This window comes from Streptomyces sp. NPDC048496 (genome assembly GCF_043200055.1).
Lineage (GTDB): Bacteria > Actinomycetota > Actinomycetes > Streptomycetales > Streptomycetaceae > Streptomyces.
Genome location: NZ_JBICXB010000013.1, coordinates 93,677 through 105,814, shown reverse-complemented (window position 1 = coordinate 105,814; position 12,138 = coordinate 93,677). Strand labels below are relative to the sequence as shown.

Annotated in this window: 9 protein-coding genes and 1 pseudogene; 4 read left to right on the top strand and 6 right to left on the bottom strand. The window is 70.2% G+C overall.

Annotated features, from left to right (window positions below; genetic code table 11):
• Positions 1–21 precede the first annotated feature (21 nt).
• On the bottom strand, positions 22–1,254 hold the full coding sequence (locus ACGFSA_RS15820) for a helix-turn-helix domain-containing protein (protein WP_393304463.1): 1,233 nt from the start codon (positions 1,252–1,254) through the stop codon (positions 22–24).
• A 409-nt stretch (positions 1,255–1,663) separates the two neighbouring features.
• Between ACGFSA_RS15820 and ACGFSA_RS15815 the strand changes: the two genes are divergently transcribed.
• Positions 1,664–2,800 carry a MarR family transcriptional regulator gene (locus tag ACGFSA_RS15815; protein ID WP_393304461.1) on the top strand — a complete coding sequence of 379 codons (1,137 nt, stop codon included), beginning with the start codon at positions 1,664–1,666 and terminating at the stop codon, positions 2,798–2,800.
• A gap of 120 nt (positions 2,801–2,920) precedes the next feature.
• Here ACGFSA_RS15815 and ACGFSA_RS15810 read toward each other — a convergent pair.
• From ACGFSA_RS15810 to ACGFSA_RS15795, 4 genes and pseudogenes are all read right to left on the bottom strand, one after another.
• Positions 2,921–3,787 (bottom strand): annotated as a pseudogene (locus ACGFSA_RS15810) (DUF6119 family protein); the annotation flags it as partial.
• Between the two features lie 90 nt (positions 3,788–3,877).
• Complete coding sequence (gene trxA / locus ACGFSA_RS15805) at positions 3,878–4,222, bottom strand: thioredoxin (RefSeq protein ID WP_393304459.1); 345 nt, start codon at positions 4,220–4,222, stop codon at positions 3,878–3,880.
• A gap of 3 nt (positions 4,223–4,225) precedes the next feature.
• A complete protein-coding gene (locus ACGFSA_RS15800) occupies positions 4,226–4,630 on the bottom strand; it encodes a MerR family transcriptional regulator (RefSeq protein ID WP_393304457.1) in 405 nt (134 codons plus the stop codon).
• Between the two features lie 100 nt (positions 4,631–4,730).
• The gene (locus tag ACGFSA_RS15795; protein ID WP_393304455.1) at positions 4,731–6,101 is read right to left on the bottom strand and encodes a cation:dicarboxylate symporter family transporter; all 1,371 of its coding nucleotides are present in this window, start codon (positions 6,099–6,101) and stop codon (positions 4,731–4,733) included.
• 131 nt (positions 6,102–6,232) lie between these two features.
• On the opposite strand from ACGFSA_RS15795, the gene ACGFSA_RS15790 reads away from it, so the two are divergent.
• Together ACGFSA_RS15790 and ACGFSA_RS15785 are read left to right on the top strand one after the other, a co-directional pair.
• Positions 6,233–7,927 (top strand): ATP-binding protein, encoded by a 1,695-nt coding sequence (locus ACGFSA_RS15790; RefSeq protein ID WP_393304452.1) that lies wholly within the window; start codon positions 6,233–6,235, stop codon positions 7,925–7,927.
• A complete protein-coding gene (locus ACGFSA_RS15785) occupies positions 7,924–8,598 on the top strand; it encodes a response regulator (protein WP_393304450.1) in 675 nt (224 codons plus the stop codon). Before ACGFSA_RS15790 ends, ACGFSA_RS15785 begins: the two co-directional genes overlap by 4 nt.
• 169 nt (positions 8,599–8,767) lie before the next feature.
• On the opposite strand, the gene ACGFSA_RS15780 is transcribed toward ACGFSA_RS15785, so the two are convergent.
• Positions 8,768–9,793, bottom strand: coding sequence for an ATP-dependent 6-phosphofructokinase (locus tag ACGFSA_RS15780; RefSeq protein WP_393304448.1), 1,026 nt, complete (start codon positions 9,791–9,793; stop codon positions 8,768–8,770).
• 272 nt (positions 9,794–10,065) lie between these two features.
• On the opposite strand from ACGFSA_RS15780, the gene pta reads away from it, so the two are divergent.
• Positions 10,066–12,138 carry a phosphate acetyltransferase gene (gene pta, locus ACGFSA_RS15775; protein ID WP_393304446.1) on the top strand — a complete coding sequence of 691 codons (2,073 nt, stop codon included), beginning with the start codon at positions 10,066–10,068 and terminating at the stop codon, positions 12,136–12,138.

The window sequence follows — 12,138 nt, the reverse complement described above, 5'->3', positions numbered from 1 at the left end:
AGGCACCACGCTCCGTAGTTACTACCCTGCGATGCCCAGGTGAACTGCCATGTCACGCATGTCCGCGGTGAGGGTACGCTTCCGGCCTGCCAGAATGTCACTCATGATGTAGCGGGCCATTTGCTGATGCCTGAGCCACTCGGGAGAAGCTCTCCTGATGGTGTTCAGCTCGTCCATGGCGTCCTGGTGGGAGCCGAGCATCGCGTGGGCCCTGGCGACGTCGAGACGGTGCCGGTCCCAGTTGTTCGCGCTCGGCCGGCCGAACTTCTTCAGCGCCTTGCGACTCAGAGTTCCCTCGTCGGCCCGGCTGAGCACTCCGCGGGCGTCCCCGACGAGGGAGAGGTCCTCGATCGCCTTCATCTCGGCCGTGACTGGGCCAAAGGTGGACCAGTGCTCCCGGAAGTCGATGTGCTCGGCATCCAGGGCCGAGGCTGCGGTCGCCGTCATGCGCCGGGCGTCCTTGGCAACCTCGGGGCGGTTATTCCGCATGGCCGCTGCGGCTACGCGCTGGCACAGCTCGCCCCAGACTGCGAGCTGGCCCGGCGAGGCGTTGGACATACGCGGCTCCACCTCAGCGGCCGTGACGGTGGCCAGGCGTTCAGCCTCGTCGAATCTGTCCTGCCGCAGAAGCAGCCAGCCCATACCGACGACCCCGGTGGCCGCAAGGAGGGTCCGACCGGTCGCCCTCGCATCACTGATGCCCTGCGAGAGGGCGTGGTAGGCCATGTCGTAGCGCCGGACCTGGGTGAGGTACTTGCCCGTCAGGAGGAAGGCACTGGCCCTGACGATGGCGGCTCTCTGCCGCGGCTCCTCCGTGTCGCTGAGCACGACGGCGGCCTCGGCGGCGCGAAGGATGCCAGGCAGGCGCTTCGCGACGGAGTCGTAACGGTCGGCCTGATAAAAGGCGTGGGAGTCGTCGATGTCCCGCTGGATGGAAGCAAGGCTGACTGCCCCCTCAGGCTCTACGAGGACCTCGGAGAGACCGATCGGCGGCATGAGCGCACGGCGTAGTTCCATGAGGCGGACGCTGTCGCCTTCGTCCCCACGGACAGGCTCGGGAGCTGCGGTCTCGAAGAGGCTGGACGTGGTGGTACCAAGTGCCCTGGCAAGTATGTGAAGTGTCTCGACCCGCACGCTTCCGCCTTGCTCGGCCTTTCGAACGACCCCCAGAGAAAGGCCCGCCTGCTCGGCGAGCTGTTCCTGGCTCAGGCCGGCGCGGCGCCGGAAGTTGCGAATGTTCTCGGACAGCGGCATGGGACCACCTCCCTGTCAGCGTACGCCCGTTGGGATCGAGGAGAGAACTCTGTCCGTCAATATCTGAGTTCCGGGCTTCGAGGGTCGAGGTTCGAGCTCCGGGACCGGCTGATTCACTCTTTCGTGGTTACGAGGAGGGGGCCGGTCCCGACGCTTGAGCTTCGGGATCCGGGCCCCGGGATCCGGGCCCCGGGATCCGAGCGCTCTTGGTCAACCGGTAGTTGAATGAAGTGGGTTGGGGAAACCTCCCCACCCTCCCAGACCCGTCATGGCCAGCAAGTACGACTAATCTTGACCAGCTTGCAGCGCGCCGTCTCTGCTGCTTACGGTGCCCCCAACGAAACGACCCCGACACGGTGTTAGAGCACCGGGCCGGGGTCTCACCCCGAGATCGAACGAGAGCGATCCTGTGGCTACCGAGAACCTTAGCCCCGCCCTGCGCACGCCCGCATCCTCACGCCCGTACGCGAAAGCCAACCGCGGCTACGGCAAGCGATCCGCACCGGCCCAACGCCCGCCGCGTCCCGATGACTTCATGCTGCTGCCCGAGCGTGAGCGCTACATCGCCGGGTACGTCGACCATCTGCCCGACGGTGCGGCCATGGACATCAAGTCGCTGGCCAGGAGCATCCCCCTGTACGGGCAGATGGCCGTCGGGAGCGCCCTCAGGGCACTGGGAGTGGCCGGTCACCTGCGGCACGCTCAGTGCCGGGTCGAAGAGCGCGGCCAGGTCCGCTGGGTCACCCGCACCTTCTGGTCCCGCACCGCCCGCGACAACGAATGGTGGGGCGCCTTCCTGGACGCCGAGAACGACCGGGCCACCCAGCAAGCTGCCGCAACAACCGCTCTCCAGCCGCCGCGCCGGGTACCCACGGAGGCGCCCGCGCCCCAAGCCGACGCAGAATCACCGGCCCCCATGACACCGGCCGAGCCCGCAGCGCAGCCCGCCCCGCCCGCTCCCGTACCCGCCATCCCGCAGCAGCGGACCCCCGAACCGGCCCCGACGCACCCCTCGCCCGCGTACCTCGCCCTGGCCCAACTGGGCCGCTTCGAACCGCGCCTGGCCCTCTCCGCCACCGACTGCACCACCCTGGAGCCACTGGCCGCCCAGTGGTTCGGCCGGGGCGTGTCCGCCGACTACCTCACCCACGCCCTCACCTCCGGCCTCCCCGCCCAGGTCGACTCCCCCATCGGCTTCGTACGCCGCCGCCTCCACGACAAGATCCCACCCCACCTGCCCACCACCCGGACACCGACCACGCCAGGTACTCCCCTCCGCCGCCTGATGATGGAATGCACCGAATGCGGCACACCCGGCCCATCCGAAGCACTCCCCGACGGCCTCTGCCGGCCCTGCCGCACCCCCGCCCCGCACCCCACAAGCGAGCAGGCCACCGGAGCCGGCGCCGAACGCGACGTCCGCGGCCTCGTCGCCGAACTCCGGGGCATGCTCAAGGCCCCCTGGCACTCCCGCGCGCTGGCAAACGGCCATGGCCAGCCTGAAGGGGCCGCCGCGCGGACGCCCCCTGTTGGGCATACGAAATGAGCTCCGCCCGAGGCATCGGGAGGGGGATTCCAGCGAGTCAGCACAGTGCACGGCTTCAGAGGGTGGGGTGTCCTCAGTCAGCCACTCACAACTGACTGACCGGGGACAGAGCCGGGCACATCAGGCGTAGATGGGAACGACCTCGACCTTGGCCCCCATGCCCTGCAGCGCCAATGCGGTCTGCAGGAGGGAGACCTGGGAGAAGGCGAACAACGAGTCCGCCGTGAGCGGGACGCCGCGCTTCAGGCGGATGGCGAGGACGATGGTCGGCGTGGCCAGGATGTCCTCAGGCGGATCGTTCGGGCGCAGCTCGGCGACCCGGGCGAGGAACTTCTCCCGCACCTCGGCGTCGTAGCGCAGCGCTTCGGTGGCCGTCCGCGCCTGGGCGAACAGGTGGCTGAGACCGGAGCTACCCTTGTCGGCCTTCTTGACCATGATGAGCTGGCCCTCGGGTCCGAGGACATCACAGATTTCGAGACCGCCGCCGCGGAAGGTCTCCGTATGGACGTTCTTCTTGTCGAAAAGGTCGTAGCCGGGCTGCTTGGCTGCTGCCTTGTTGAACCAGTCTTCGTCGGTCTTCTTGCCCACCGGCCACCTCGGAAGCACAACCCCGGACGGACGGTTCAGCAGTTCGGTGACGTCGTCACGCAGCGCCTGGACGAATTCAGCGCCGATCTCGTACCAACTTCCCTGCCAGTAGAAGTGGTGCGCCGCCCCGCTCCGCACTTCGGCGGTGATCCAGCGGTGTCCTGGAATCGGCGGGCTGAGGGATTCCGTGCACTCCTCGTCGGCGAACAGCTGGACGCGAACGTCCTTGAGCGTGGACAGCCGACATCCGTCAGGGCGGTCGCGGAGGAACTGCCGGATGTCATCGATGTCGAGGTCACCGACGTCGATCACGCGCGACCCACGCATGATGCGAATGGCGCGCGTCTCCGTCGCATGCGACGCGCACTCGCCCGGGAAGTTGAGGGCGAGGCCCGGGGCATCCGGATCGCCGAGGCGTAGCGGCCACCCGAAGGCGGCCGCTACAGTTGCACACTACTTGTCCCGGTTCGGACGTGCGTCGCCCCCGCCTCACACCGTCTCGAACACGTCCTCCAGCTCCTGGAGCAGCCTGCGCTTGGGGCGGGCGCCCACCATCGACTTCACCGGTTCGCCGGAGCGGAACACCATGAGGGTCGGCGTCGACAGCACCGCGTACCGGCTCGCGATCCCCGGGCTGGTGTCGACGTCGAGCTGGACGATCTTGATGCGCTCGGCCTCCTCGGCGGCGACGGCGCTGAGCACGGGGGCGAGCTGGCGGCACGGGCCGCACCAGTCGGCGGTGAACTCGACCAGTACGGGCAGGTCGGCCGCCAGCACCTCCCCGTCGAAGGTGGTGTCGGTGACCTCGGCCACGCCCTCTGCTGCATGAATCATCTGTCATCCTCCCAGTTCACAACGTGGTTCCGGACCGCCGGGAAACTCTGCCGCGGCCTCCAGTTCGGCCCTGGCGAGTTGTGCGCCCACTTGGGCGCGTACCGCCTGGAGCTGCTCGATGAGCGAGTCGAGCTCGCCGAGCTTGCGCCGGTAGACGGCGAGCGAGGCGGGGCAGGCGTCACCGGCCGGGTGGCCGGCGCGCAGGCACTCGACGAACGGCCGGGTCTCCTCCAGTTCGAACCCGAAGTCCTGGAGGGTCCGGATCTGCTGGACGAGACGCAGATCGTCCTCGTCGTACGCGCGGTAGCCGTTGCCGGCCCGTCGCGCGGGCAGCAGTCCGCGTGACTCGTAGTACCGCAGAGTCCGTGTGGTCGTTCCGGCCCGTTCGGCCAGCTCCCCGATGCGCATGCCTTCGACCGTAGACCTTTACGCGGACGTCAAGGCAAGCACGAAGGGCCGTCGCGGGAGTTCCCGCGACGGCCCTGCCGCTGTGCTGGGCTTTCGGTGCCTATGCCTTCGCCACGGCGGGCTCCTGGTCGCCGTCCCGCGGCTCGGGAACGTTGTCCGCGCCGTCGCCGTGCTCCGCGTCCTGGGTGAGCGTCGTCTCGTCGAACGGGATCGAGCCGGCCAGCACCTGGTCGACCCGTTCCCGGTCGATCTCCTTGGTCCAGGTGCCGATGAGCAGCGTGGCGACGGCGTTGCCCGCGAAGTTGGTGAGGGCGCGGGCCTCGCTCATGAAGCGGTCGATGCCGATGATCAGGCCGACGCCGTCGACCAGGGCGGGCTTGTGCGACTGGAGCCCGCTCGCCAGCACGGCGATGCCGGAACCGGAGACACCGGCCGCGCCCTTGGAGGCGATCATCATGAAGAGGAGGAGCGAGATCTGCTGGCCCAGCGCCAGCGGCTGGCCCATCGAGTCGGCGATGAACAGCGACGCCATGGTCAGGTAGATCATCGTGCCGTCGAGGTTGAACGAGTACCCGGTGGGCACGGTGATGCCGACGACCGGGCGGCTGACACCCAGGTGTTCCATCTTCGCGATGAGGCGCGGCAGCGCCGACTCGGAGGAGGACGTGGAGAGGATCAGCAGGAACTCGCGGCCCAGGTACTTGAAGAGCTGGAAGACGTTCACCCCGGTCACCAGGCGCAGCAGGGTGCCGAGCACCAGGACCACGAACAGGATGCAGGTGATGTAGAAGCCCAGCATGATCGTGGCGAGCGCCTTGAGCGCGTCCACGCCGGTCTCGCCGACGACGGCGGCCATCGCGCCGAACGCGCCCACCGGGGCCGCCCACATGATCATGGACAGGACGCGGAAGACCAGCTTCTGGATGTGCTCGATCCCGCGCAGCACCGGCTCGCCGGCCGTGCCCATGGCCTGCAGCGCGAAGCCGACGAGCAGCGCGACCAGCAGGGTCTGGAGCACCGAGCCACCGGTGAAGGCCGACACGAAGGTGGTCGGGATGATGCCGAGCAGGAAGTCGACCGGCCCTTCCGCGGCGCCGTTCGCCGCCGTGTGGCCGACATCCTTCACCGACTGCGTGAGGTGCATGCCGTCGCCGGGGTGCAGCACGTTGCCGACGACCAGGCCGATCGCCAGCGCGACCACCGACATGATCATGAAGTAGCCGAGCGCGAGACCGCCCACCTTGCCGATCTTGGCGGCCTTGCGGACCGAGCCGACGCCCAGCACGATCGTGCAGAAGATGATCGGCGAGATCATCATCTTGATGAGGTTCACGAAGCCGGTACCGATCGGCTTGAGCTCCACGGCGACCCCGGGGGCCACGAAGCCCACCAGGATACCGAGCGCCACAGCGCCGATCACGGCGAGATACAGATAATGCGTACGGTCCCGCCTGGCGGCTGGCACTCCCACGGGGTTCTCCTCGGCTCGTCCCGGTCGGTCCCCCGTCCCTGGGGGTCTCGGCGAATATCCCGCTCCCTGTGAGGGCGGTCACCCTTGCGTACATTTCGTTCATATGTTTTCGGCCAGGCACACTTGTGGCCATGCGTCTCCCCCGTACCCGTCCGCGCAGCCTGGCCGGTCAGCTCTTCGCCATGCAGGTGGTGCTGGTGGCGGTCGTGGTGGCCGGATGCGCCTTCTTCGCGTACGTCTCCGGCAGCGCACGGGCGGAGGAGACCGCGGCCCGGCAGGTCCGGGCGGCGGCGTTGGCGGTGGCCGATTCTCCGTCGGTGCGGGAGGCGATCCGCACCCCGGACCCGTCCGCCGTGCTGCAGCCGTACGCGGAGCAGGTCCGCAGGGACACCGGGATCGCCTTCGTCACGATCATGAGCCCGGACCGGGTCCGCTGGACGCACCCCGACACCGACCGGATCGGCGAGAAGTTCCTCGGGCACACCGCGCAGGCGCTGCGCGGCGAGACGTTCACGGAGACATACACCGGCACGCTCGGTCCGTCGATCCGGGTCGTCGCCCCGATCCGGGACGGCGGCAGGATCACCGGTCTGGTCAGCGCGGGCATCACGGTCGAGCGGGTCTCCTCGCAGGTGCGGGATCAGCTCGGTGCGCTGGGGCTGGCGGCGGGCGGGGCGCTCGCGCTCGGCGGCGTCGGTACGTATGTGATCAACGCCCGGCTGCGGCGCCACACGCACGGCATGAACGCCGCCGAGCTGAGCCGGATGCACGACTACCACCAGGCCACGCTGCACGCGGTGCGTGAGGGGCTGCTGATGCTCGACGGGCGGCGCAGGATCGCGCTGATCAACGACGCGGGCCGGGAGCTGCTCGGGCTGCCGCCGGGTGCGGTCGGGCGCCGGGTCGCCGATCTGGAGCTCCCGCCGCCGCTGACCGGGGCGCTGCTCGCCTCCGAGGAGCGGGTCGACGAGCTGCATCTGACGGCGGACCGGGTGATCGTGGTCAACACCCGTCCGGTGGTGGGCGGCGAGCAGCGCGGCACGGTCGTGACCTTGCGCGACCACACGGAACTTCAGGCGCTGTCCGGCGAGTTGGACTCGGAGCGGGGCTTCACCCAGGCACTGCGCTCGCAGGCGCACGAGGCGGCGAACCGGTTGCACACGGTCGTCTCGCTGATCGAGCTGGGCCGGGCGGAGGAGGCAGTCGGCTTCGCCACGGCGGAGCTGGAGCTGGCCCAGGCCCTCACCGACCAGGTCGTCGGCGCCGTCGCCGAGCCGGTGCTGGCGGCCCTGCTGCTGGGCAAGGCGGCGCAGGCGAACGAGCGGGGGGTGGAGCTGGTGCTCGCGGACGACAGCCTGATCGACGACGGGGCACTTCCCGAGATGTTGTCGCCGCGCGATCTGGTGACGATCCTCGGCAATCTGATCGACAACGCGGTGGATGCGGCGTCCGAGGCGGCGACGGACCCGTCCCCCTCCGGGGGCGTTCCCGGTCAGCGGGGTCCCGCGGCGGGCCGCCCGGCCCGTGCCCGGGTCACCGTGACCGCGCTCGCCGACGACCGCGAGCTGCTGCTGCGGGTCGCCGACACCGGCGCCGGGGTCGATCCCGGTGACGCCGCCCAGGTGTTCCACCGCGGCTGGTCGACACACGGCGCCGGTCGCGGGCTCGGTCTGGCGCTCGTGCAGCAGGCCGTGCACCGGGGCGGGGGGACGGTCACCCTGAGCGGGGGCCCGGACGGCGGTGCGGAGTTCACCGTACGACTGCCGCTGCCGCCCGCGCCCACGCCCTCCGAGCCCACGCACGCCCCCAAGGAGCCCACCCCATGATCCAGGTGCTGGTCGTCGAGGACGATCCCGTGGCCGCCGACGCCCATCAGCTGTACGTGGGCCGGGTCCCCGGCTTCACCGTGGCCGCGGTCGCTCATTCGCGTGCGGAGGCGGTACGGGCGCTGGACCGTACCCCCATCGACCTGCTGCTCCTGGACCTGTATCTGCCCGACGGGCACGGTCTGCAGCTGCTGCGTTCGCTGCGCGCCGCCGGGCACGCGGCGGATGTCATCGCCGTGACGTCGGCGCGAGATCTGGCGGTGGTCCGGGAGGGGGTGTCGCTCGGTGTCGTCCAGTACGTGCTGAAGCCGTTCACCTTCGCCACCCTGCGCGACCGCCTCGTCCGCTACGCCGAGTTCCGTGCGGCGGCCGGCGAGGCGAGCGGGCAGGACGAGGTGGACCGGGCGCTCGGCGCGCTGCGGGCGCCGCAGCCGGTGCGGCTGCCCAAGGGGCTGAGCGGCCCGACGCTGGAGGCGGTGACGCGTGCGCTGCGGGCCTACCCGGACGGGGTGACGGCAGCGGCCGCCGGGGTGGAGCTGGGCATCTCGCGGATCACCGCCCGCCGCTATCTGGAGCATCTGGTGTCGACGGGGCGCGCGGTTCGCAGCCCCCAGTACGGGCAGATCGGACGGCCGGAGCTGCACTACCGGTGGGTGGCCGAGACTCGCTGACGGTTCCTGCGCGGACACCGTCGCCGCCTGGGAACGCGGGCTCGCGGGGTCCGGCACGGACCCTGATCCGGCCCGGTCCGAAAGAAAGGCTGCCCCCAGTGGGCAGCCTCCGCGCCCTCGAACGCCGGACGGGCTGGGCGTCACGGGCCCGTCCGGTGCCCGGAACCGGTCAGAACACCGACTCGGCCTCGTACATCCGGTCCTTCGGTACCGTCTTCAGCTGCGTGATCGCGTCCGCGAGCGGGACCATCGTGATGGCGTTGCCGCGCAGCGCCGTCATCCGGCCGAAGTCGCCCCGGTGCGCCGCCTCGACCGCGTGCCAGCCGAAGCGGGTGGCGAGCACCCGGTCGTACGCGGTCGGCGTGCCGCCGCGCTGGACGTGGCCGAGAATGACCGGCCTGGCCTCCTTGCCGAGCCTGGTCTCCAGCTCGATCGCGAGCCGGTTGCCGATGCCCTGGAAGCGCTCGTGGCCGTACTGGTCGATCTCGCCCTTGGCGTACGGCATCGACCCCTCGGCCGGGTGCGCGCCCTCGGCCACGCAGATGACCGCGAACTTCTTGCCGCGTGCGAAGCGTTCTTCGACCATCTTGACCAGGTCAGCGACCTCGAACGGCCGCTCGGGCAGACAGATGCCGTGCGCACCGCCCGCCATGCCGGACTCCAGCGCGATCCAGCCCGCGTGCCGGCCCATCACCTCGACGACCATGACCCGCTGGTGCGATTCGGCCGTGGTCTTGAGACGGTCTATGGCTTCGGTGGCGACGCCCACGGCCGTGTCGAAGCCGAACGTGCGGTCGGTGGACGAGATGTCGTTGTCGATGGTCTTCGGGACGCCGACGACGGGCATTCCGGCGTCCGACAGCATCCGGGCCGCGGTGAGGGTGCCCTCGCCGCCGATCGGGATCAGCACGTCGATGCCGTAACGGCGGCTCAGCGCCTCACAGTTCTCGGCCGCTTCGCGGAGCCGGTCGCGCTCCAGCCGGGCCGAGCCGAGGATGGTGCCGCCGCGGGCGAGGATGCCGCTGACCGCGTTGAGGTCGAGGGGGCGGAAGTGACCGTCGAGGAGTCCCTTGAACCCGTCCTCGAAGCCGATGACTTCATCCCCATGACCCACCACGGCGCGGTGCACGACCGACCGGATCACTGCGTTCAGGCCCGGGCAATCGCCGCCTGCGGTGAGAACTCCGATGCGCATCGTGCCGTATCTCCTGCTCGCTAGTGCCGTGCATTCCGGGGGCGACTGCAGAATCCCCCGTACCGTGAGCCACAACGATTGTCCCACGTCAGGTCTGGACCTCGCGCTACCGACTCTTCCACCGGCACCGCACCGGACGGAGTGCCGGGCGCGACGGAGGTCTTCCCGCACCCGATCAGGGCCTTTCGCCCGGCGGGCGGCGTATCCGCCCGCGCAGGTATCGTCAACAGGGCGATATCGCTCCAACCGGACAGAACGACGGGAGAGCACGCGTGACGCGCAGCGTGTACGTGACAGGAATCGACCGGGGAGACGGCCGCCAGGTCGTCGATCTGGGAGTCATGGAGCTCCTGACGCGTCAGGTGGACCGGGTCGGGGTGTTCCGGCCGCTGGTCCACGACGGCCCCGACCGGCTGTTCGAGCTGCTGCGGGCCCGCTACCGGCTCTCCCAGGACCCGTCGACGGTCTACGGCCTGGACTACCCGGAGGCGTCCGCGCTGCAGGCGGAGAAGGGCACCGACGAACTGGTCTCGCGGCTCGTCGACCGCTTCCATCAGGTGGCCCGCTCGTACGAGGTGGTGCTGGTCCTCGGCACGGACTTCGCGGACACCCAGCTCCCCGACGAGCTGGCGCTCAACGCCCGGCTGGCCAATGAGTTCGGCGCCTCCGTGATCGCGGTGGTCGGCGGGAAGGGGCAGGACGCGGAGTCCGTACGGGCCGAGACGCGCAATGCCTACCGGGCCTACGCCGGGCTGGGCTGCGACGTCCTCGCGATGGTGGTGAACCGGGTGGCGGCCGAGGACCGCGAGGTCATCGCCGAGCGGCTGGCGGCGCGGCTGCCCGTCCCCTGTTCGGTGCTGCCGGACGACGCGGCGCTCTCCGCGCCCACCGTCGCCCAGATCACCACGGCGCTCGGCGGAACGGTTCTGCTCGGCGACGACGCGGGGCTGGCCAGGGACGCGCTGAACTTCGTCTTCGGCGGAGCGATGCTGCCGAATCTGCTGAACGCGCTGACGCCGGGCTGCCTCGTGGTCACGCCCGGGGACCGGGCGGACCTGGTGGTCGGCTCACTGGCGGCGCACAGCGCCGGGACCCCGCCGATCGCCGGCGTGCTGCTGACCCTGAACGAGCGCCCCGGCGAGGAGATACTCAAGCTGGCCGCACGCCTCGCACCGGGCACCCCGGTCGTGTCGGTGGCCGGCGGATCCTTCCCCACCGCGGGCGAACTCTTCGCACTGGAGGGCAAGTTGAACGCGGCGACGCCCCGCAAGGCGGAGACCGCACTCGGCCTCTTCGAGCGCCACGTCGACACCGCAGCCCTGCTGGAGCGGATCTCGGTGGCCCGCAGCGGCCGCGTCACGCCGATGATGTTCGAGCACGAGCTGCTGGAACAGGCCCGCTCGGACCGGCGCCGGGTGGTCCTGCCGGAGGGCACGGAGGAGCGGGTGCTGCGCGCCGCCGATGTGCTGCTGCGCCGCGACGTCTGCGAGCTCACCCTGCTCGGCGACCTCGACACCATCCGCAAGAAGGCCGCCGACCTCGGCATCGACCTCGCCGATACGCAGCTGATCGACCCGCAGACCTCGGAGCTGCGCCAGGCGTTCGCGGAGCGGTACGCACAGCTGCGCGCGCACCGCGGGGTCACGGTGGAGCTGGCGTACGACGTCGTCTCGGACGTGAACTACTTCGGCACGCTGATGGTCCAGGAGGGCCTGGCCGACGGCATGGTCTCCGGGACCGTGCACTCCACCGCGGCGACGATCCGCCCGGCCTTCGAGATCATCAAGACGAGGGCGGACGCGTCGATCGTCTCCTCGGTCTTCTTCATGTGCCTCTCCGACAAGGTGCTGGTGTACGGGGACTGTGCGGTCAACCCGGACCCGGACGCCGCACAGCTCGCGGACATCGCCGTCCAGTCCGCCGCCACCGCCGCCCGCTTCGGTGTCGAGCCGCGGATCGCGATGCTCTCGTACTCGACGGGCACCTCGGGCACGGGCGCCGATGTCGACAAGGTGCGGCAGGCGACGGACCGGGTGCGCGCGAACCGGCCGGATCTCAGGATCGAGGGTCCGATCCAGTACGACGCGGCGGTCGAGCCGAGCGTCGCCGCGACCAAGCTGCCCGGGTCGGAGGTGGCGGGGCAGGCGACCGTGCTGATCTTCCCGGACCTGAACACCGGCAACAACACGTACAAGGCCGTGCAGCGCTCGGCCGGCGCGGTCGCCGTCGGCCCGGTGCTCCAGGGGCTGCGCAAGCCCGTCAACGACCTCTCCCGCGGTGCGCTCGTCCAGGACATCGTCAATACCGTGGCGATCACGGCGATCCAGGCGCAGGGCGAGGAGTGA